Source organism: Heyndrickxia acidiproducens DSM 23148 (genome assembly GCF_000374345.1).
In the GTDB taxonomy this organism is placed as follows: Bacteria; Bacillota; Bacilli; order Bacillales; family Bacillaceae_C; genus Weizmannia; species Weizmannia acidiproducens.
The window spans coordinates 18,243-37,950 of sequence record NZ_KB894001.1 but is presented as its reverse complement, the minus strand read 5'-3'; the positions used below and the strand labels follow the sequence as shown (position 1 = coordinate 37,950).

Genomic DNA, 19,708 nt, shown 5'->3' with positions numbered 1-19,708 from the left:
GTTTCTCTTCTTTACCTTTGCCCGGTACGCTGAACCGTATGCAGAAATTGCAGCCAGTCCTGCATTTCATCCAGGCGTTCCTTCTCTTTATGCCATTGGATCATGGCAATTGACTGGAACATAACATGCCATTTCATTCTTAAGAACAAATCCTCCGTCAATTCTGTGCCGTATTGCCTAAGCCAGCTTTCCCAGTTTTCGGGTGAAATATAAGAATACAGCAGCATACCGATATCCAGTGCCGGATCCCCAATTAAGGGGCCGTCCCAGTCGATCAAAAACAGTTCGTTCTCATCGGACAGCAGCCAGTTATTATGGTTAATGTCCCCATGGCAGACGACAAATTCATCTGATTCAACATTGTATTTTTCCGCTTCAAGAAACTGAATCGACGACCGCACACAGGACAGTTCCAGCAATGCTTCATCCATCTGCCGTTTTAAATTGGTAAGCATGCCATCCGGCTTCATCGGCGCCATTCCGAGTCTTTGCAGCATACTCAAAAGCGGCTTTGAATCATGGATTTTTTTCAGCAGCCTGGCAACACGCTGTTCTTCCATTTCAAACGGTTTCAGTTCCCTTCCCTGCACCCATTGCTGTGCGGTGATCGTATCGCCATTTTCCATCCGCCTTGTCCAAACCAACTTTGGGACAAATCCTTCTGCGGATAAAACTGCCAAAAAAGGCGAAGAATTTCGCTTTAAAAAAAGCGTCTGTTCTTGATACCTGGCATAGAAGGCTTCTCCTGTTGCCCCACCGGCCGGGGTGATCTCCCAGCCTTTTCCTAATATATCTTCCAACATTGTTCACCTTCAAATTAAGTAAGTCAACCTCATGTCCGTGAAACTGCAGTGTAAAACAGGACCACATTCATTAAGGATTCCGTGAATTTTTGACTTCTCTCTCATTTCTACCCTGTTCCCGGCTTTGATTGAAATTGATTTATTTTAGACCTGAAATAAAAAAAGACAGCTATTGGCAATAATAATTCTACAATAGCCACCTTCTGTAAATTTTATCTCTTTTAGACTTTTTTCGTCAAGTTGAAATTATTATCCTGGGGTCATACGGCGAATATTGACAGGCGTACGACCGGGTTCCGGTAAACGCCAATTGCCCGGGCAGACTTTCAATCCGACGGGGGAATGGTTCTGCTGCCGGATTAAGTCCATTACCGGCTCATTCTCCGTCCCGTTGCGGTTCTTCATCATGTTCCCCTGTTTTATGGATTGCGCCTGCTGACAAACACTCATTCATGAACAGCTGTGCCGCCTTCAACTGCATATACTTGACCGGTGACCGTAACTGGCGCTGGCTGTGGAACCATTCCGGATAAGCCCGTTTGTCAAGCACATGCAAACCAACTGGCGCGTCAGGGTAATCAATATAGCCATTGCGGCAAATCAGCCCTTTTTCAACCGGGAATGCCACCCCATGTTTCTTCAAAATCTGGCGGATAATGTTTTCCGTCCGGTCGAGCGCGATCATCGGGCTCAAGATTTTTTTTTCGCCTTTTTCCGTCCGTTTGCTCCAAAAATGCGCTTTTGAACCCAGGAAAACCGCATCCTTTCGATCTTCCAAAAACTTCAGGCACCACACGGCTGTCGGCGTAATGAAAAGGGTCTCCATTTCCATTACAGTTTTCTTTAAAGTGAATACCGGTTTATACATCAATAAAAAAGTATCCGGAAATCTCTGCAAAAAATATTTTAAGTTTGCGTCAAAATAGTAAGAAGCCGGGATGTCTGCTTCCTCCAGCAATGTGGAACTTGCCCATTTCAGCTGAAAACGGAATAACTGGTCCAAAAACAATTGTTTCAGTTGTGCTTCTGTTTCCGGAAAATAAGCCAGCTGCGGCGAAAATTGAATCGTGTGCGGCTGTGCTGCCGGTATCTCCGGCACTTCTTCCCGCTCATCATTATGTTTTTTAAACCAGTGTTTGACACGTTCCAGCACGGGGGCAGGCGCTTCATCACCGGCGTCCGGTTCATTTGGCAAAAGCGCCGCCGGGCCGAATTCCTGCTCAATCTTCCAATTCTCCCGGAATTTCTGCCACTTCTGCTTTTTCAGGCGGACAAACTGGTTGGTATAGCGGATTAAATCCATTTCATAACGCGATACATAGTCTTGAATTTTCAACAACTGTCCCATATCTTATCCCTTATTAAAATTTTTTGCCTTCCGCGCCTTTTAAATAAAAAGATCTTTGAATTTCATACTTTGGCGTCCGATCCGGATAGGTCCGGTACAGCACAATCCGGGTTACCGGAAATGACACCGGCGTTTTGATTATATTTTCCAGCGCTGTTGTATGGAAAGGATCATTGCCGCGCCATTTTCTGGCGAGCGTGATATGCGGATTAAAAGGCTTTTTGTCTAATTGGAAACCTGCATTCATGCAGTGGCGGTATATCTTCTTTTGTAAGGCCAGGAGCGGTTCCGACCGCGCTGTCCCTGCCCAAAAAATACGGGGCTCTGTTTTTTTGCCAAATGTGCCAAGGCGGTCAAGGGTTAAAGAAAAGCATGGGTAATTTTCTGTTCCTTCCACAATCGCCCGGTTGGTTTTTGCCAATTGCCCTTCGTCCGCTGCGCCTAAAAAGGCAAGGGTAATATGCCAATCATCCCGGTGTACCCATTTTGTGAACGGCAGCGTTTTTTTCAAGCCCGGCATGATCTCCTGCAGTTCATCTTTTACCGGGGCTTCCAGGTATACGGCATAAAAATAATGGTCCGCCATTGATCCGCCCCCTATCCTAAAATGACATATTATCTATTATTTTAACAAAAATCTTTCCGAATATGACATACTTCGAAATATTTTTCCATATTTTAAGCAAAGAAGTTTTCTTTTTCATGAGAATGGGGTATATAAAAAAGTTAAGGAGGGACATTTGTGAGAGTCGGAGACCATGTACTATACAAAGGGGAAGTTTGTGAAATCATCCATATTTACAGAAGCGGCTACTGTGAATTAAAAAAACCTTTTCTTCACCAGATCATTTTGGCGCATCAATCCGAATTCACCCGGGTTGTAAAAGATGCGCAGCAGCCCCATTAGGGACGGCCCTGCACAATCCTGTGCCGGGCCTTTTTGTTATTCTGCCGGGCCCGTTGTGATCGCTTTTGTAAGTTGATCCATTCTTTCTTTAAAATACCCCTGGAGTTTTCTCGTCACAGCCCCCGGTTTTCCGCTGCCAATCTTTTGATCATTGATTTGCACAACAGGCATGACTTCCGATGTTGTGCTTGAAATGAAGGCTTCATCTGCATCGAACAGCTGCCGAATGGTAAATGTCTCTTCGCGGACAGGAAGCTGCTGCTTTTCACATATATCCAGAATAACCTGCCGCGTAATCCCGTTTAAAATCAGGTTTGACAGCGGATGGGTAATCAATTCGCCGTTTTTGACGATAAAAACATTTGAAGAAGACCCTTCTGTTACGATTTCCCCGCGATGCTGGACCGCCTCGCCGCAGCCGTTTTCTGCTGCTTTTTGTTTGGCCAGCACATTACCGAGCAGATTGAGGCTTTTGATATCGCATCTCAGCCATCTGATGTCTTCTGTCAACACCGCTTGAATGCCATGCTCGAGCTGATGAAGCGGACGTTCGAGCTCGTTTGTATAGGCAACAAACACCGTTTCGCTTTTTTCAGGGAAGCTGTGTTTCCGATGGGCGGCGCCGCGCGTAAACTGCAAGTAAACAATGCCGGTATCAAGCCCGTTACCCCTCACGAGCGCCTCTATTTGTTCCGTTAATTCCTGTGCCGTATACGGAATATCCAAAGACAGTTTTTCCGCACTCGAATACAGCCGCCTCAAGTGTGCTTCATTTGCAAAGAGCCGGCCTCCGTACACGCGGATGACTTCGTAAATGCCGTCCCCGAACTGGTAGCCCCGGTCTTCAATGTCAATACTAGCCTGCTCCCTGCCGATCAGCTTGCCATTTAATATCAATTTCTCCATTACGATTCTCCTTTGCCTGTGTCCTTTTTCATCAAATCAATTTCTTGCCAGTTCATAGATGGCTTGTGCATAGAGCGCGCTTGCTTTTAACAGATCCTCCACATACATGTACTCATCTTTTTGGTGCATCACATCTTCGCGCCCCGGGAATAATGCGCCAAATGCGACGCCTTTATCAAGCGCTCGCGCATATGTACCGCCGCCAATCGCCAGCAATTCCGCTTTTTCTCCGGTCTGTTCTTCATATACTTTCTGAAGGGTTTTGATCAATGGATCGTTTTTGTCGACGTGATGCGGTTTTGAATCCGAAAAGTTTTGAAGCAACAAACCGTCATCTTTCAATTTCGACTCCATTTTTGTTTTTCCTGCTTCTAAATCAAAAGTTACCGGATACCGCATACTTAATCCTATGCGCCCGCCTTTTTCCCGATGATACGACATGATGCCGGCATTGATCGTTAAATCACCGCTAATCTCGTCCTGATACTGAATGCCGAAATATTCGCCGCGTGACTTCCCGTAGAATTGATTCAGTATACCGATAAATTTTCTGGCGGATGCATCGAGATCAAACTGTGCTAAAAATTTTGCAAGGTAAAGCCCGGCACTCTTCCCATTATCCGGCTCTGCAGCATGTGCCGACACCCCTTCCAATTTCAATACCAATTCCCCGTTATCAACATAGTCCTGCCCGTTCAATCCTGTTTCTTTTTGGAAATCATGGAATTTCTGTAAAAATTCAGTCTGCTCGCCGTGAATGCAGAGAGAGGCCTGGGCAAAATCCGGTACCATATTGTATCTGCGCCCTGACTGGAAGGAAAGAACATCAGCCTTTGCCGCTTCGTTCCCAGCTGTTGTTTGCGGTGCCTGAATGATGTCAAAATCGGCAATCCCTTTTTCTGCATAAATGATTGGGAAATCGGCATCCGGTGAAAAACCGATGGCCGGCATTTCCTCATGTTTAAAATAATAATCCATGCATCTCCAGTCACTTTCTTCGTCTGTGCCGACGATCAGGCGCACCTTTTTATTCAAAGGCAGACCAAGTTCTTTGACGATTTTCATGCCATAGTAGGCTGCCATTGTCGGCCCCTTGTCATCACTTGACCCGCGGGCATAAATTTTTCCGTCTTTTACAATGCCGCTGTACGGATCGACACTCCAGCCATCGCCTTCCGGAACGACATCAACATGGCCGAGAATCCCGAGTATCTCTTTCCCCGCCCCCATTTCAAGATGTCCTGCCAGATTGCCGGCATTTTTCGCTGTGAATCCGTCTTTACTGCCCAAATCAAGCATATATTGCAATGCGGCTTTCACACCCGGGCCAAGCGGTGCTTCATCTGAGGCGTGTTCCTCATCGCATATGCTTTTGATTTTTAACAGCCCTTGCAAATCTTTGATCAACTGATCTTTTCTTTTTACGGCTTCGTCCATCCAATTGATATCAGCCATCCTGTTTTTCACTCCTTTTTATCTGTATGTAAATTCGGTTTCTATTTTACACTTATTTCTTTTATTTATAAATATCGGACCCGGCCGCCGAAAAACCAGCAAAGCCATTGGGAAAACGCAATCAATAGCAGTCATATCTATTTCACGCGCAACATATGGTGGAACTGTAAAAAGCAAAAAAATTTGTCAATTTCCACTAAAAGATGTACAATACAATTGTCTGACATCTTAGAAAAAGATTTTAACGAAAAGGAGTTGTCAATACTGTAAAAGTTTAAACGAGAACCATTGATTCCATTCAATGATGTGAAGCTGTTTGTCGTCTTTGTCTTTGGAAAAAAGATGAGGGAGTGGTATTTTGAAACCATCAACAAATCGCATGCTTACTCGAATTAAATCAATCTATGTTTTTATTAGGGAGAAAGGGACTGTGACGACCCAGGAACTGGTAGATGAATTCGGCATCACTCCCCGCACCATTCAAAGAGATTTGAATGTGTTGGCATACAATGACTTAGTCAAAAGCACACATAGAGGTATTTGGACAACAACTGAGAAAAAAGTAAAGATGTCATCTTAATAAAAAAATTAGGAAGTATACGATTGGATAGCGGCTGACTGGATTTGTTCAGCCGCTTTTGGCATTTATCGTTCTCCTCCGACAGGGCGCGGGCAGCTCCGTTCCGTATTTGCCAGCGGTTTTATCCTTTCTCAAAAAATATAATCCCCTTGGCTTTGGCGCCTGCCTATTCAAGCTGGCGGTTTTTTACATAGGCTGTTCTATCCAGATACGAATGGAGTGTATACTGTGGAGCGCCAGAATTCTTATCACTATCCTTTTCACGCCGGCTTTGAACAGAGCCTGCAGGAGATGAACCGCAAACTGGATCTGCTTGAAAAAAAGCTGAACCAAACAAATTTGCATGTGAACCAAATGGAACATTACATCCGCTATTGCCTGCAGCAGCAAAACATGGGCGGCCCCTGCTAAAGTAATAAAAAAGAGAGGCTTAAAGTAACCTCTCTTTTTTTCGTCCGCGGCATCCAGCGGGCACACTGCCATTCTATCGTATCATGCAGACCGCCTGCGTTCTTGACCTTTGTTCATTTTTTAATCAACGGGGGATGAAGAACCCCCCACTGATGGAAGTTCGCTTTATCTCATATGGAGGAGCGCTTTTACGCGCTGGATGCGGACCCCGAATAGTTTATCGGCGAGTTTGGATTTCAGGCCCAGGTAAGCATAAACCAATACGCCTGTGGATGCGCAGATGGCGAGAATGACGAAAGCCTGCCATCTTGATGAAGGCGTTAATACAAGCGACAAGGCCTGGTATACGACCCAGACGGCGGCAAGCATGACCGCATTGAAAACCACAATCAGCAGGGTACGCCGGATTACCATGCGGAAAGGATAATCCGCAAAAACTTTAATCACAACGAAGCTGATTAATATCGACGCCGTATAGCCGATTGCCGTTGCATAAACCGCGCCGTTTATGCCAAATATTTTAATGAGCGGAATGTTAAAGCTCAGCTTCAGGAGAATCCCGACCAATAAGCTTAATACTGTCCAGCGCTGCTCATTAATCCCCTGCATAATTGCCGCTGTAACGGAATAGAGCGAAAATAATATTGCAACCGGCGCATAGTTCGAAAGCACGCTTACGGATACGGCATGATCAACATTATAAAAGATGGCAAAAATCGGCTTGGCCAAAATCGACATCCCCATTGCTGCCGGAATCGTAATAAACAGGAGAACCTGCAGCGTCTGGTCAACAGAACGTACCAGCAAATCACGCCGCCCTTTAGAGAAAGCTTCCGTAATCATCGGCACCAGTGTCATCGAAAAAGCCGTGGCAAGCGACACAGGAATAATCACCAGCTTATGCGACTGGAAATTTAATATCCCAAGCTGCGTCTCCCATATTTTTCCCATATGAATGGCCTCCATCGCGCGTTTCACCGTCAACTGGTCAACCATTTGATACAGCGAATTGGCGATGCCGACAAAAACGAACGGCAGGGCAGAGATAATGATTTCTTTATACATGCTCCACACCGAAACCTGCATGGTGCCCTTGTCCTGTTCCAGCATCTTATCCAGCCCCGGTTTGCGCTTTTTCCAGTACCAAATAAGAATGATCAGGCCGGCAATCCCGCCGACAAACGCGGCAAAGGTTGCTGCACTGATTGCGGTCACAATACTGCCGTGAAGCACATGGAGCACAATATAGGCGCCAACCAGCATGAACAGGATGCGGACAATCTGTTCCACCACCTGTGAAACAGCGGACGGCCCCATTGATTGATGTCCCTGGAAAAACCCGCGGATCAGGCTCATGACCGGGATGATAATCAAAGCAAAACTGACAGCCCGGATCACCGTTGTCACGTCTGCTTTCGAGAATTGCTGGGCATTATCGTTCCCGGCCATCACCATTTCCGTAAAATAAGGCGCAAAAATATACATCGCCAAAAAACTCAAAAATCCGGTTGCAAGCATTAAGTACACGCTTGACCTGAACAGTTTCCGGCTGACAGCGTACTCCTCAAGGGCATTGTATTTCGCTACATATTTTGCAACAGCCAGGGGGACACCGGCTGTAGAAATACTGATAAAAATATTGTAAGGAACATACCCGAACTGATAGAGCGCTTCCGGGCCCGAACCGCCGACAATGGCATCAAACGGGATCACATAAAACAGCCCGAGCACCTTTGAAATAATCGTTCCCAACGTTAAAATAAATGTACCGCGCAATAAATTTGAAGACATAGCATCCCTTCCCGACCGAAAACAAATTCACTTACTTGATCTTCGTCCCGTTTTTCCAAAAAAAACAGGCATTTATTCACACACTATAATGTAGTGTAACGCGAACCACCCGGCTTGACAATTTTTTTATGAACCATTTCAATATGGATTGCAACACTGCTTCTTGCAGCCAGGCCTTTATTTTAAAGAAAATCAAGGTTGCTTATGGGCTTCCCTATATTTTACAATAATGTGGACAAAAAAGAAAAAGAGGTCAAATTTATGCAGAATGATTATGATGTCATCGTCATTGGCGGCGGCCCTTCCGGATTAATGGCCGCGATTGCTGCCGGCGAAACAAACAGCCGCGTGCTGCTTGTAGATAAAGGCAATAAATTGGGCAGAAAACTCGCCATTTCCGGCGGCGGCCGCTGTAATGTGACGAACCGCCTGCCCATCGATGAAATTGTTAAAAATATTCCGGGCAACGGGCGTTTTCTATACAGCGCTTTTTCGATTTTCAACAATGAAGATATTATTGCGTTTTTTGAAAAGCTCGGGGTTGCATTAAAAGAAGAGGACCATGGGCGGATGTTCCCGGCTTCCAACCGGGCACAGTCGGTTGTCGATGCTTTGCTGGACAGGCTTGAAGCATTGAACGTTAAGGTATTGACCAATTGCCCTGTCCGGCAAATTATATTTGATGGGAACCGCACGTCCGGCGTCGTGTTGGAGAACGGGGGGAAAATGGCTGCCAAAGCCGTCGTTACCGCTGTCGGCGGCAAGTCCGTCCCGCAAACCGGTTCAACCGGGGACGGCTACCCGTGGGCGGAGCAGGCCGGGCATACGATTTCCGAGTTGTTTCCCACCGAAGTGCCGGTCACTTCCGATGAAGCCTTTATCCGCGGGAAAACACTGCAGGGCCTCGCGCTCCGAAATGTCGGCGTCAGCGTTCTCACTCCAAAAGGAAAACCGCTGATTACCCACCAAATGGACATGCTATTCACCCATTTCGGCGTCAGCGGCCCGGCCGTATTGCGCTGCAGCCAATTCGTCGTCAAAGCGATGAAAAAGTGGAAACTCAGAAATGTGGTGATGGCCATTGATGCCATTCCGGATAAAAATGAGGAGCAGGTTTTTCAGGAGCTCAGCCGGCAAATTAAAACAGATCCGAAAAAAACAGTAAAAAACAATCTAAAAGGCCTCTTGCCGGAAAGATACTTATTATTTCTTTTAGAAAGAAGCGGCATAGACGGACATACGCCCTGCTCAAATGTTCCCCATGAAAAGCTGCGCATGCTTGCCGGGCACATCAAACATTTTCAATTCCAGGTAAACGGGACACTCCCGCTTGAAAAAGCGTTCGTCACGGGCGGCGGTGTTTCGATCAAGGAAATTGAACCAAAAACGATGGCGTCAAAGCCGATGCCCGGTTTATATTTTTGCGGCGAAGTGCTGGATATTTACGGTTACACAGGCGGCTATAATATTACGGCAGCGCTCGTTACCGGAAGGCTAGCCGGTTTGAATGCCGCGGCATTTGCTTTGGAAAATTAGCCCCTGCCAGGCGGATAATGGAAAAGGCTTGGTTTTCCATTATCCGCCTACTTGCTGTAGAGGATCATCGCGGAGAAGCAGTAAATCTGCTCGTCATCCGGCTCCACCATCGCAGCGACATTATACTTGATATCGATAATCTGGTCTTCACCGATCTTTTGCAAAAAACGGTTCATGCTTTCTTCCAGGTCTTTTTCATGTTCACAGTCAAAAAGCTTCACTTGTACCACAGTTATCCTTCCTTTCGTTTTTTACTATCTTGTCCGATTTCTGAACATTCTAAACATCATCATCCATTTTTAAAATCCAGCGGGCAATCCAGTAAAAACACGGAAAAACGAGACAGTAAGCAAGGAAGGAGTGCAAAAGATTCCAGCCTTTTAAATAATGGAACACGCCGAACAAGTCGGAAATGCCTTCAAAAACGGTTGATGCACAAGACCAGGCAAGAAGGTACAGGACTTTCAGGAATGTGGTGGTCAGGTGGGACAAACTTAATTTCAGCAGACAAATAAATACATAGCCGTATAACGTATATCCAAAAATAAACATGATGATATCGAATAGTTCATAATTGGTGGAGTCAAGTGTATCGTAAAAATTAATGGGATACATGACGCCGAGAATTTCATCTGCAAAGTTGGAGACGGCCGCAAAGAACATGCCGTTGGTAAAGCCCGCCAGCCTTGATACGTTCTTGGGCAGCAGGTGCAGGGCAACAATTAAGACGAGCAGTACGCCAAGGACAAATAGCTCGTTTTGGTCAAATTGTTTAGGAAGCATTTTTGTATGCCCCCTTTTGCAACCACCGTGTATAAACAAATTTCCCCGCATGCAGAATAAGCAGGCTAATCATTGCGAAGATGAAGCCGTACCACCATTTCCAGTCGGATGTATAGATAATCCTTGACATATATAAAGCATGAAGATACACCGGCAATACCAGCAAATACAGAATGACTGCCACGATCCTGGCCGTGATATTTTTTGCTTTTTCCCACAGATACAGGTACAGAACAAACCAAAGCGGAAAAAGCAGCATAACGAGCTGGCGTGAAACAAATCCTACCGGCGTGTGGCGGTCATGCAGCCAGTGCAGATTAAGTTCCAAAATTCTAATATTGTTAACATTCCAGCAGTACACCCATAAAAAAAACCAGATTGTTTTCAGCCTTGCTTTCTTGTAAACCGGGAGGCACAGCACCAGTAAAACAATCGCTGCCAGCACCGGAAATAGAATAATCATGCCAGTGTTCCCCTTTTGATAAAAGTTAGATAGGATTAGTTTGCTGTTTTGGAAGAAAATTATGAGGAGTTTTTACCCAGTGGCCTTTCGCTGAAAAAAGAAAGCCATTTACCGGATTTTTAGTAGAAAAATTGCCGTTCATCTTTCTATGAGAGACAGTATGATTTCCTTTTTGGTTGAGATCGCGTTCATCGGACTTATGAACACCATCGTAACCCCCTTTTTCATGCGTGATCGCGTTCATTCGGGATATGAACACCATCGCAACCCCTTTTTTCATTCGTGATCGCGTTCATCGGACTTATGAACGCCATCGTAATTCCTTTTTTCATTCGTGATCGCGTTCATCCGGGATATGAACGCCATCGTAATCCCCTTTTTCATTCGTGATCGCGTTCATTCGGGATATGAACACCATCGTAATCCCCTTTTCCATTCGTGACGGCGTTCATTCAGGATATGAACACCATCGTAACCCCCTTTTTCATTCGTGATCGCGTTCATCGGCTCTATGAACACCATCGCAACCCTCTTTTTCATTCGTGATCGCGTTCATTCGGGATATGAACGCCATCGCAACCTCTTTTTTTACTCGTTCCTTTCCCTTTTGTCTAATTGGCGCTTCTTATTAGACAAAAGCTACCTCGTTCCTTCCCCTTTTGTCTAATTGGCGTTTCTAATTAGACAAAAGTCACCTTGTTCCTTCCCCTTTTGTCTATTTGCCGCTCCTAATTAGACAAAAGTCACCTCATTCCTTCCCCTTTTGTCTAATTGCCGCTCCTAATTGGACAACGGGTGCCTCGTTCCAGTTTTTCGGCCCTATGAACGCCATTTCAACCCGCTTCTCCGCTTATAATAACGTTCACCGTCTTACTCAACAGGCCTCCCATGCTGAATCGAGCCCATTAAATTAATAAAGCCTCCGCAGCACAAGCGCTGCGGAGGCCTCTTTCCAATCTTAGTTTGCCACGATATTGACAAGCTTGCCCGGGATGGCGATTACTTTGCGGACCGTCTTCCCTTCTGTAAATTCTTTTATTTTTTCATCAGCAAATGCGAGTTTTTCCATCTCTTCGCGGCTTGTGTTGCGGTCAATTTTCACCTTGTTGCGCACTTTGCCGTTGACCTGGAGCACAATTTCCACTTCGTTGTCAACAAGTTTTGAGGCATCAAATACCGGCCACGCTTCGTATGAAATCGTGCCTGTATGCCCGAGTTTTTCCCAAAGTTCTTCGGCAATATGCGGGCAAAACGGCGCAAGCATTTTGACAAAACCTTCCGCATAAGCTTTCGGGATAAAGTCCGCCTTATACGAGTCATTGATAAACACCATCAACTGTGAGATGGCGGTATTAAAGTGCAGGGCATCAATATCTTCCGTTACCTTTTTGACGGTCATATGATACGTTTTTTCAAGCGCCGGGTTTGCTTTCCCCTGAATTTTTTCCGACAGGCTGCCGTCTTCCTTCACAAACAAGCGCCAGATCCGGTCAAGGAACCGCCTTGAGCCGTCAAGGCCGTTTGTCGACCATGCAATCGATGCATCCAGCGGGCCCATGAACATTTCATACAGCCGCAGTGTGTCCGCCCCGTGCGTTTCGACAATTTCATCCGGGTTCACAACATTGCCTTTCGATTTGCTCATTTTTTCATTGTTATCACCGAGAATCATGCCTTGGTTGAACAGTTTTTGGAACGGTTCTTTCGTCGGCACAACCCCGATATCGTATAGAAACTTATGCCAGAAACGAGCGTATAGCAAGTGAAGCACGGCATGCTCGACGCCGCCGATATACACATCGACCGGCAGCCAGTGTTTCAGTTTTTCCGGATCGGCAAGCGCTTCTGTGTTATGTGGATCAACATAGCGCAGGAAGTACCAGCTGCTGCCTGCCCATTGCGGCATCGTATTCGTTTCGCGGCGGCCTTTTTTGCCTGTTTCGGGATCCGTCACATTCACCCAGTCATCAATATTGGCAAGCGGCGATTCGCCTGTTCCGGACGGTTTGATTTCCGTCGTTTTCGGCAGCATCAGCGGCAGTTCACTTTCCGGCACAGCTGTATATGTGCCATCTTCCCAATGGATAATTGGAATCGGTTCACCCCAGTAGCGCTGGCGGCTGAACACCCAGTCGCGCAGGCGATAAGTGACTTTCTTCTGCCCTGTGCCTTTTTCCTCGAGCCATTCAATCATGCGTGAAATCGCCGTTTGTTTATCAAGCCCGTTTAAAAATTCCGAGTTGACATGTTCGCCGTCACCGGTGTACGCTTCTTTTTCAATATTTCCGCCGGCAACGACTTCTTTTATCGGCAGCTGGAATTTGCGCGCAAATTCATAGTCGCGTTCATCATGGGCCGGCACTGCCATGATCGCGCCCGTCCCGTAACTCATTAATACATAGTCGGCAATCCAGATCGGCATTTTTTCGCCATTAACGGGATTGACTGCATATGCGCCGGTGAAGACGCCGGTTTTTTCTTTTGCCAAATCCGTACGTTCCAGGTCGCTCTTCGACTGGACTTGTTGCAGATACGCAGCAATCGCATCCGCCTGTTCCGCTGTTTTGATTTGGTCAACCAGAGGATGTTCCGGCGCAAGCACCGCATAAGTAGCCCCGAACAGCGTATCCGGGCGGGTCGTGAAAACCGTAAACGTTTCATCACTGCCGTCAATGTTGAACGTCACTTCAGCCCCTTCCGACCGGCCAATCCAATTGCGCTGCATGTCTTTAATGCTTTCCGGCCAGTCGAGTTCTTCCAAATCTTCCAGAAGGCGGTCGGCATAGGCAGTGATTTTCAGCATCCACTGCCGCATGGGTTTGCGGATGACCGGATGGCCGCCGCGTTCGCTTTTGCCGTCAATAACTTCCTCGTTGGCAAGCACGGTTCCAAGCGCCGGGCACCAGTTGACCGGCACTTCGTCAACATAAGCAAGGCCCTTTTTCCATAGTTGCAGGAAAATCCACTGCGTCCATTTGTAATATCCCGGGTCTGTCGTATTAATTTCACGATCCCAATCATAGGAAAAGCCAAGCGACTTGATTTGGCGGCGGAATGTATTGATGTTCTGTTCCGTGAAAATGGCCGGGTCATTTCCGGTATCAAGCGCGTACTGCTCTGCAGGAAGGCCGAATGCATCCCAGCCCATTGGATGCAGCACATTATACCCCTGCATCCGCTTTGTCCGCGCTAAAATATCGGTCGCCGTATAACCTTCCGGGTGGCCAACGTGCAGGCCGACTCCAGAAGGATAAGGGAACATATCAAGCGCATAAAATTTCGGTTTACCATAATCTTCCGTTGCATGAAAGGTTTTATTTTCTTCCCAATACTTTTGCCATTTTTTCTCGATTTTCCGATGTTGAAAACTCATCCTGAAACTTCCTCCTTTTTTTGCCTCTTGCCAATATCAAAAAACGCAAAAAACCCTCTCATCCCATCATTGGGACGAGAGGGTTGCTCCCGCGGTACCACCCAGATTAGTGCACGCACTCACTTCATTGATCCTTATCGCGGAAAACGGCAAATACTATTTCTATTCATATTTGCAACTCGGAGGCGAGTTCACGGGGTGGCCTGATTGGCTCGCAGCAACCGCCAATTTCCTGTTTTCAGCACCGCCATTACTACTCCTCGTCAACGTTCTTCAATATTCATTCAATTTATTTACTATTGTACAGAAATTTATACATCGTTTCAATACATTAATTGCCTGCAGATGCGGTTTGGTCCAGCTTTTTTTGTTTTTTCAACGGCCGGTTATAAAAAGCAGCCAGTACAAGGGCGATGATAAACAATACGATTAAAAACGCGAACAGGACTTTCATACCGTATGCATCAACAAGCATTCCGCCAATGACAGGCCCGATCATGCGCCCGGCAGTTGCGACGCTGTTGACAATCCCCTGGTAAAAACCTTCCCTTCCCTTAGGCGCAAGGTCGCTCGCGACTGCAGGAACAGCAGGCCACATCAGCATTTCCCCGACTGTCAAAATCACCATTGCGGCAACAAAGCCCTGAAAATGTTCGGCGAAGCTGGCCACGCTGAAAGAGATGATAAAAATGATAATGCCAGCTATGATTTGTGTTTTTACACGGGACAGCAGTTTTTTTGTGACCGGAATCAGAACCGGCTGCCCCAATACAATCATGGCGCCGTTTAATGTCCATAACAGGCTGTACTGGTTCAATGAAATATGGAGTGTTTGCGTATACGCTGAAATGGTGGCCTGCCACTGAACATAGGCGATCCAGCATAACAAGTATGCTGCACATAATATGATGAGCGCCATAATATGGGAACGGTTCTGGATGGAAATAGGCGCTTGCATTTTGTTTGCATGTGGCGTATGTTTTTCTGAAATATTTTTATAACCAAAAATTGCAATGAACATAAACACAAGAAACATCAGCAGATTGGCAAGAAAAATAAGATCAAAGGAATAGGATGCAATCGCACCGCCGAGAGCCGAGCCAACCGCAACGCCAATATTTTGCGCAACATAAATGGCATTAAACGCTTTTCTCCCGCCGTTTTTCCATACGGAGGCGGCCATTGCAAACATGGCCGGCCCGATGATCCCGGAACCAAGCCCGACGATGGCCAAAAAGATGACATATTGCGGCCAGCCATGCCAAATTGCCAAACCGGTTAAAGCCGCAACCGTGATAAATGTTCCGAGCAGTGTCGAGCGGTATCCGCCGATTTTATCGTATAAATATCCGCCCGCAAGGCTTCCAATCACACTTGCAAATGAGTTGAGCATTAGAACAAGCCCGGCGACGGACAGTGATTTGCCGAGATGGTCATGGATGTAGATTGAATTTAGCGGCCATAAAAAAGAAGAGCCGGTAATATTAACGGCCATCCCAATTACCAGGAGCCAAACCGTTTTTGGCATGATAACGCTCCCTTTCTGTTTTCGATAATTCTTGTTTCAAAAGCATTTTAGGTGTTTTTTTGCTTTCAGGCAAGAACTATTTGTGCGGGAAAGGAAAGAAGTAATATTTCGTCAACTTTTATGCAGAAAAGTGGCAAAGGAAAAAAGCCGAATGAAGAGAGACGCTCTCTCTTCATTCAGCTTGTTAATCCGGATTTTCGATATGCTGTTTCGACCTTACCGGCTGGCTTTTTTTACTGTTTTTCTTTTTCAGTTCTTTGACCGGATCATAATCGCGTCCGGCTTCCATGTCCTGGTTGTTGATGCCGTTTTTTGTTTTTTGCTCAGGATTTTGTTGCTTTGAACGCTTTCTCGGCATATTTTTCCCTCACTTTTATCAAATTACATCAGCGGCTCATGCTCTTGCAAAATCATCTGGTTCTGCAGTTGCTGGATTTGCAGGCGCATACGGTGGAGGCGTTCGCGCTGCTGCGAATTGGCGCTGATCGCAAGTTTGCATAACTCATTGTAAGCATCTTCCAGTTCCTTTAACGGCGCTGTAAAGTCGAAGTATCCGAAGTTTTCTTCGCGGATGCCTCCCATGAATTGTTCACGCGCGGAGTGAACGGCATTTTCACAACGGCTGATGCAATTTTCCACCGCTTCACGTGTTGCCATGACCAATTCCTCCTTCTTTGAAGCATTGGCGCTTCATCCAATAGTTTGCCCGCCGGCACCCGGAGCATTCCTTTCAACAAAGGGACTTTAATGGTAAAATACGAGGCGTACATCCTGCAATCGTTTCAGGTTGCACAAGGCGCAGCCGTTTATTATGCAAGGAGGGGGCGTGAAACGATGGCGGAAAAAAATCCATTTCTCTATAAATCGGAAGTGCTGCTTGCGATAAATGCTGAATGGAAAGGGCAGAACAACTGGCAACAAAAATTTTACAAAAAATCATGGGAGGCATCGGCAAAATGAACATGCTTTCTGTTATCCAATTTGCCCATGCATTAATGGAAAAAACCGTCCCGGAAGGCGGTTTTGCCATCGATGCCACTGCGGGAAACGGGTTGGATACGGCGTTTTTGGCCGGTTTAACAGGCGAAAGCGGAAAAGTGTTCGCTTTCGACATCCAAAAAACAGCGGTCAACCGTACGGCTGTGCGCCTGCAAAAAGCGGGATTGGAAAACCGTGTTCAGCTTTTTCAGACCGGTCATGAACATGCTGGTGAATGCATTCCTGCTTTCTATCATGGGAAAATCAGCGGCGCGCTTTTTAATTTAGGCTACCTGCCAAAAAGCGATAAATCGATTATTACCAGGCCTGAAACCACAATTTCGGCTGTCCGGCAAATCCTGGACATGCTGCAAACCGGCGGCATCATCGCTATTGTTGTTTACCATGGCCATGATGGCGGCGGCTATGAACGTGACCAGCTGCTGAAATTTGCCAAAACACTCGACCAGAAGCAGGCGCATGTGCTGCAATACGGATTTATCAACCAGGAAAACCATCCGCCTTTTGTGATCGCCATTGAAAAAAGATGATGATAAATTGAAACGCCCACCTCTTCTTCGTACCTTGAATCTTGAGGCGGGCGTCTTACTTTCCCGTTAGGTTGGGATGAAGTGAAACGCCCGCCTCTTCTTCGTATCTGGCGTCTTACTGGCCGCTAGGTTGGGATAAAAAAGTTTTAGCCCGTAGAATGGCTAAAACTTTTTTTAATCCATCGTTTTTGCAATCAGTTCGAATGATTTCAACTTGTCTTCAAACCGGTACAGATTCGAAACAAGCATGATTTCATCCGTTTGATACGCCTCACGCAGCGCTTGCAGGGAGGATTTGACTGTCTGCGGCGAACCAACAATCATCCGTTTCCGGTTTTCTTTCATATGGGCCCGTTCAAAGCGGCTGTACGGATAGGCAAGTGCTTTCTCCGGGCCCGGCGTCCCTTCAAGCGGCATGCCCTGTTCGAGCATGACCATCGCCAGTTCGATGCTGGCATTCAGCCGCTGTGCTTCCTCATCGGTTTCGGCACAGGTAACAAACACGGCGACCATGTTTTTGGGGGTTTTTAAGTAACGGGAAGGTTTGAACTGTTGCAAATAAGTCTGCATCGCCTCCGGACCGCCCTCTCCGTTAATAAATTGTGCAAACGTATAGGGCAGCCCCTTTTCAGCAGCGAGCGCAGCACTTGACGGGCTTGAGCCGAGCAGCCAAACCTGCGGAACCGTCTGCGGAACCGGGGTAGCTTTTAATCCGTATAATTTGTCGGCCGGATCAATGGCATCGTGCAAATACATCTCGAGTTCATCTATTTGCTCCGGGAAACGGTCAATCCTCCTCCTTTCGCCGTCATGGAGCGCATAGGTCGCGCGCGGCATCCCGCCCGGCGCCCTGCCGACTCCGAGATCAATGCGGCCCGGCGAAAGACCGGAGAGGACCCGGAAATTTTCAGCCACTTTAAACGCACTGTAATGGGTAAGCATCACGCCGCCGGAGCCAAGGCGGATGCGCGAGGTTTTGGCAGCAATATGGGAAAGTAACACTTCCGGGGCCGAACCTGCCAAAGCTGCGGAGTCATGATGTTCAGAGACCCAAAAACGGTTATATCCCCATTTTTCGGCATGGCTGGCCAGCTCGACCGTATTTTTCAAGGCTTCTTCTGCATCCATGCCCTCCGAGACCGGGGACTGATCTAAAATGCTGAGTTTTAAAGGCTTCATATGCCATCCCTCCTTCATCTATTTTACGAGCGTTTTGGCAAGGCCCGCCGGTATCAGGTTTTTAACGGTGCGGTACATTTTTCCATTCAAATAGAAAAACAAACTGATGGATCCGGCAAACTTGATCATTTTTTTTGATAATCTGTGGACATTGCGCTGTTTCCGTACCTTTTCATCCGATAAATAAACAGCAAGCAAGCCGCGGTTAATGAGCTTGTGGAATTTCGGGTTCGGCAGGCGTGCTGTATGCTTGTCCGCTTCCTCCAGAAAATGTTTCAGGCGCTGAAAAAGTTTTTCATCACTTGGATAGTAGAAGCAAAAGTTCAGATCCCCGCCTTTTTTGTCTTCATCCTGGTCAATAAAATAATCCAGTAAAATATGGAGCCCCTGAATATACGGGAAATAACCGTCACGGATGATTTTTGCGTACTCCGGCCGGAAATCGGGGCGCAGTGCATAAGAAACCAGGCAGAAAATTCCGAGCGTGGAGCCCGAGCAGGCCGAAAACTCATACCATTCCATATCCGGGAAGTTTGCCTTATATTGGTTAAACCAATTTTGCAGCCGTGCCACCCTTTCCTCGACACGCACATGTTTATGTACTTGCAAATCGGAATAGTAACGGCATAATTCAAGCAAATACGGCTTGATTGCCGCATAATTGGTAATTTCCTGCAGGACGGACTGGCATGTTTGCACCAATTCATGCAAATACCCGCCGTCATCTTGATCGGCGCGAAGGCGGTAGTAATTTTTTAACGGCGCGCCGGTTGTGAGCGCATCACACATGGATTCATGCAAAGCGCGGAAATCATCCGGATCCAGTGAGGTGCTGCGGTCACATAAATTGTCTAAATAGTCGCTGATTGTTTGATACGCCACAATAAAGGAAATGGCATGGCAGCGTCCTTCCATGGCAAGCAGCCCTAAAATCGAACCTCCTTCACAGTGGAAAGTTTTATGTTGAATGCTTGCCAGTGCCTGCAGCCTCAACTCTTCATTCGGGATTTGGCGCGCCCTTTCCCGCCAATGGTGAAGTTCGCGGTGGACCACCGGCATGACCTTGCGATACACTTGATTCATTAACGAAATAGGATAGGACGGGATTGCCATCTG

General features: G+C 46.7%; 22 protein-coding genes and 1 other annotated feature. Of the genes, 6 read left to right on the top strand and 16 right to left on the bottom strand.

The window, feature by feature from the left end:
• Positions 1–11: 11 nt before the first annotated feature.
• The 3 genes from C232_RS0110795 to thpR all read right to left on the bottom strand — a co-directional run bounded on the left by C232_RS0110795 (position 12) and on the right by thpR (position 2,737).
• Positions 12–803, bottom strand: a complete 792-nt coding sequence (locus tag C232_RS0110795) for a phosphotransferase family protein (RefSeq protein WP_018664035.1) — start codon at positions 801–803, stop codon at positions 12–14.
• Positions 804–1,179: 376 nt separating this feature from the next.
• On the bottom strand, positions 1,180–2,151 hold the full coding sequence (locus C232_RS0110790) for a hypothetical protein (protein ID WP_018664034.1): 972 nt from the start codon (positions 2,149–2,151) through the stop codon (positions 1,180–1,182).
• A 13-nt stretch (positions 2,152–2,164) separates the two neighbouring features.
• Entirely contained in the window at positions 2,165–2,737 is a 573-nt protein-coding gene (gene thpR, locus C232_RS0110785) for an RNA 2',3'-cyclic phosphodiesterase (RefSeq protein WP_018664033.1), read from the bottom strand.
• A 156-nt stretch (positions 2,738–2,893) separates the two neighbouring features.
• On the opposite strand from thpR, the gene C232_RS20015 reads away from it, so the two are divergent.
• A complete protein-coding gene (locus tag C232_RS20015) occupies positions 2,894–3,058 on the top strand; it encodes a hypothetical protein (protein WP_018664032.1) in 165 nt (54 codons plus the stop codon).
• Between the two features lie 36 nt (positions 3,059–3,094).
• On the opposite strand, the gene dat is transcribed toward C232_RS20015, so the two are convergent.
• Positions 3,095–3,964, bottom strand: a complete 870-nt coding sequence (gene dat, locus C232_RS0110775; protein WP_018664031.1) for a D-amino-acid transaminase — start codon at positions 3,962–3,964, stop codon at positions 3,095–3,097.
• A 36-nt stretch (positions 3,965–4,000) separates the two neighbouring features.
• Positions 4,001–5,419, bottom strand: a complete 1,419-nt coding sequence (pepV, locus tag C232_RS0110770) for a dipeptidase PepV (RefSeq protein WP_018664030.1) — start codon at positions 5,417–5,419, stop codon at positions 4,001–4,003.
• A 358-nt stretch (positions 5,420–5,777) separates the two neighbouring features.
• Here pepV and C232_RS0110765 point away from each other — a divergent pair, with 358 nt between their 5' ends.
• Together C232_RS0110765 and C232_RS0110760 are read left to right on the top strand one after the other, a co-directional pair.
• The gene (locus C232_RS0110765) at positions 5,778–5,999 is read left to right on the top strand and encodes a DeoR family transcriptional regulator (RefSeq protein ID WP_018664029.1); all 222 of its coding nucleotides are present in this window, start codon (positions 5,778–5,780) and stop codon (positions 5,997–5,999) included.
• 228 nt (positions 6,000–6,227) lie between these two features.
• Complete coding sequence (locus C232_RS0110760) at positions 6,228–6,410, top strand: hypothetical protein (protein WP_018664028.1); 183 nt, start codon at positions 6,228–6,230, stop codon at positions 6,408–6,410.
• Between the two features lie 165 nt (positions 6,411–6,575).
• On the opposite strand, the gene C232_RS0110755 is transcribed toward C232_RS0110760, so the two are convergent.
• On the bottom strand, positions 6,576–8,201 hold the full coding sequence (locus C232_RS0110755) for a putative polysaccharide biosynthesis protein (protein WP_018664027.1): 1,626 nt from the start codon (positions 8,199–8,201) through the stop codon (positions 6,576–6,578).
• A gap of 261 nt (positions 8,202–8,462) precedes the next feature.
• Between C232_RS0110755 and C232_RS0110750 the strand changes: the two genes are divergently transcribed.
• Positions 8,463–9,737 (top strand): BaiN/RdsA family NAD(P)/FAD-dependent oxidoreductase, encoded by a 1,275-nt coding sequence (locus C232_RS0110750; RefSeq protein WP_026314578.1) that lies wholly within the window; start codon positions 8,463–8,465, stop codon positions 9,735–9,737.
• Positions 9,738–9,784: 47 nt separating this feature from the next.
• On the opposite strand, the gene C232_RS0110745 is transcribed toward C232_RS0110750, so the two are convergent.
• The 8 genes from C232_RS0110745 to C232_RS0110705 all read right to left on the bottom strand — a co-directional run bounded on the left by C232_RS0110745 (position 9,785) and on the right by C232_RS0110705 (position 16,541).
• Positions 9,785–9,967: a sporulation protein Cse60 gene (locus C232_RS0110745; RefSeq protein ID WP_018664025.1), complete on the bottom strand. Its 183-nt coding sequence runs from the start codon at positions 9,965–9,967 to the stop codon at positions 9,785–9,787.
• 49 nt (positions 9,968–10,016) lie between these two features.
• Positions 10,017–10,520 (bottom strand): hypothetical protein, encoded by a 504-nt coding sequence (locus tag C232_RS0110740; protein WP_018664024.1) that lies wholly within the window; start codon positions 10,518–10,520, stop codon positions 10,017–10,019.
• Positions 10,510–10,983, bottom strand: coding sequence for a hypothetical protein (locus C232_RS0110735; protein ID WP_018664023.1), 474 nt, complete (start codon positions 10,981–10,983; stop codon positions 10,510–10,512). The genes C232_RS0110740 and C232_RS0110735 overlap by 11 nt, the downstream gene beginning before the upstream one ends.
• Before the next feature lie 25 nt (positions 10,984–11,008).
• Entirely contained in the window at positions 11,009–11,227 is a 219-nt protein-coding gene (locus C232_RS0110730; RefSeq protein ID WP_155891567.1) for a hypothetical protein, read from the bottom strand.
• 714 nt (positions 11,228–11,941) lie between these two features.
• On the bottom strand, positions 11,942–14,356 hold the full coding sequence (gene leuS, locus C232_RS0110720) for a leucine--tRNA ligase (RefSeq protein WP_018664020.1): 2,415 nt from the start codon (positions 14,354–14,356) through the stop codon (positions 11,942–11,944).
• Between the two features lie 67 nt (positions 14,357–14,423).
• Positions 14,424–14,632 (bottom strand) — a binding site (T-box leader).
• A 55-nt stretch (positions 14,633–14,687) separates the two neighbouring features.
• Positions 14,688–15,884, bottom strand: coding sequence for an MDR family MFS transporter (locus C232_RS0110715; RefSeq protein ID WP_018664019.1), 1,197 nt, complete (start codon positions 15,882–15,884; stop codon positions 14,688–14,690).
• Between the two features lie 184 nt (positions 15,885–16,068).
• Positions 16,069–16,242 carry a hypothetical protein gene (locus C232_RS0110710; RefSeq protein WP_018664018.1) on the bottom strand — a complete coding sequence of 58 codons (174 nt, stop codon included), beginning with the start codon at positions 16,240–16,242 and terminating at the stop codon, positions 16,069–16,071.
• Between the two features lie 23 nt (positions 16,243–16,265).
• Positions 16,266–16,541 (bottom strand): YtzC family protein, encoded by a 276-nt coding sequence (locus C232_RS0110705; RefSeq protein ID WP_018664017.1) that lies wholly within the window; start codon positions 16,539–16,541, stop codon positions 16,266–16,268.
• 90 nt (positions 16,542–16,631) lie between these two features.
• Between C232_RS0110705 and C232_RS0110700 the strand changes: the two genes are divergently transcribed.
• Positions 16,632–16,844 (top strand): hypothetical protein, encoded by a 213-nt coding sequence (locus C232_RS0110700; RefSeq protein WP_018664016.1) that lies wholly within the window; start codon positions 16,632–16,634, stop codon positions 16,842–16,844.
• The gene (gene mnmM, locus C232_RS0110695; RefSeq protein ID WP_018664015.1) at positions 16,841–17,413 is read left to right on the top strand and encodes a tRNA 5-(aminomethyl)-2-thiouridylate-methyltransferase MnmM; all 573 of its coding nucleotides are present in this window, start codon (positions 16,841–16,843) and stop codon (positions 17,411–17,413) included. Before C232_RS0110700 ends, mnmM begins: the two co-directional genes overlap by 4 nt.
• Before the next feature lie 174 nt (positions 17,414–17,587).
• Here the strand turns inward: mnmM and C232_RS0110690 are convergent, their stop codons facing one another.
• Together C232_RS0110690 and C232_RS0110685 are read right to left on the bottom strand one after the other, a co-directional pair.
• The gene (locus tag C232_RS0110690) at positions 17,588–18,592 is read right to left on the bottom strand and encodes an LLM class flavin-dependent oxidoreductase (protein WP_018664014.1); all 1,005 of its coding nucleotides are present in this window, start codon (positions 18,590–18,592) and stop codon (positions 17,588–17,590) included.
• Between the two features lie 18 nt (positions 18,593–18,610).
• Positions 18,611–19,705: a tetraprenyl-beta-curcumene synthase family protein gene (locus C232_RS0110685; RefSeq protein ID WP_018664013.1), complete on the bottom strand. Its 1,095-nt coding sequence runs from the start codon at positions 19,703–19,705 to the stop codon at positions 18,611–18,613.
• Positions 19,706–19,708 lie beyond the last annotated feature (3 nt).

Coding starts and splice junctions, on each gene's coding strand:
- C232_RS0110795 (WP_018664035.1), bottom strand. CDS start 803: ATGTTGGAAGATATATTAGGAAAAGGCTGGGAGATCACCCCGGCCGGT.
- C232_RS0110790 (WP_018664034.1), bottom strand. CDS start 2,151: ATGGGACAGTTGTTGAAAATTCAAGACTATGTATCGCGTTATGAAATG.
- thpR (WP_018664033.1), bottom strand. CDS start 2,737: ATGGCGGACCATTATTTTTATGCCGTATACCTGGAAGCCCCGGTAAAA.
- dat (WP_018664031.1), bottom strand. CDS start 3,964: ATGGAGAAATTGATATTAAATGGCAAGCTGATCGGCAGGGAGCAGGCT.
- pepV (WP_018664030.1), bottom strand. CDS start 5,419: ATGGCTGATATCAATTGGATGGACGAAGCCGTAAAAAGAAAAGATCAG.
- C232_RS0110755 (WP_018664027.1), bottom strand. CDS start 8,201: ATGTCTTCAAATTTATTGCGCGGTACATTTATTTTAACGTTGGGAACG.
- C232_RS0110750 (WP_026314578.1), top strand. CDS start 8,463: ATGCAGAATGATTATGATGTCATCGTCATTGGCGGCGGCCCTTCCGGA.
- C232_RS0110740 (WP_018664024.1), bottom strand. CDS start 10,520: ATGCTTCCTAAACAATTTGACCAAAACGAGCTATTTGTCCTTGGCGTA.
- C232_RS0110735 (WP_018664023.1), bottom strand. CDS start 10,983: ATGATTATTCTATTTCCGGTGCTGGCAGCGATTGTTTTACTGGTGCTG.
- C232_RS0110730 (WP_155891567.1), bottom strand. CDS start 11,227: ATGAACGCGATCACGCATGAAAAAGGGGGTTACGATGGTGTTCATAAG.
- leuS (WP_018664020.1), bottom strand. CDS start 14,356: ATGAGTTTTCAACATCGGAAAATCGAGAAAAAATGGCAAAAGTATTGG.
- C232_RS0110715 (WP_018664019.1), bottom strand. CDS start 15,884: ATGCCAAAAACGGTTTGGCTCCTGGTAATTGGGATGGCCGTTAATATT.
- C232_RS0110710 (WP_018664018.1), bottom strand. CDS start 16,242: ATGCCGAGAAAGCGTTCAAAGCAACAAAATCCTGAGCAAAAAACAAAA.
- C232_RS0110705 (WP_018664017.1), bottom strand. CDS start 16,541: ATGGCAACACGTGAAGCGGTGGAAAATTGCATCAGCCGTTGTGAAAAT.
- C232_RS0110700 (WP_018664016.1), top strand. CDS start 16,632: ATGGTAAAATACGAGGCGTACATCCTGCAATCGTTTCAGGTTGCACAA.
- mnmM (WP_018664015.1), top strand. CDS start 16,841: ATGAACATGCTTTCTGTTATCCAATTTGCCCATGCATTAATGGAAAAA.
- C232_RS0110690 (WP_018664014.1), bottom strand. CDS start 18,592: ATGAAGCCTTTAAAACTCAGCATTTTAGATCAGTCCCCGGTCTCGGAG.
- C232_RS0110685 (WP_018664013.1), bottom strand. CDS start 19,705: ATGGCAATCCCGTCCTATCCTATTTCGTTAATGAATCAAGTGTATCGC.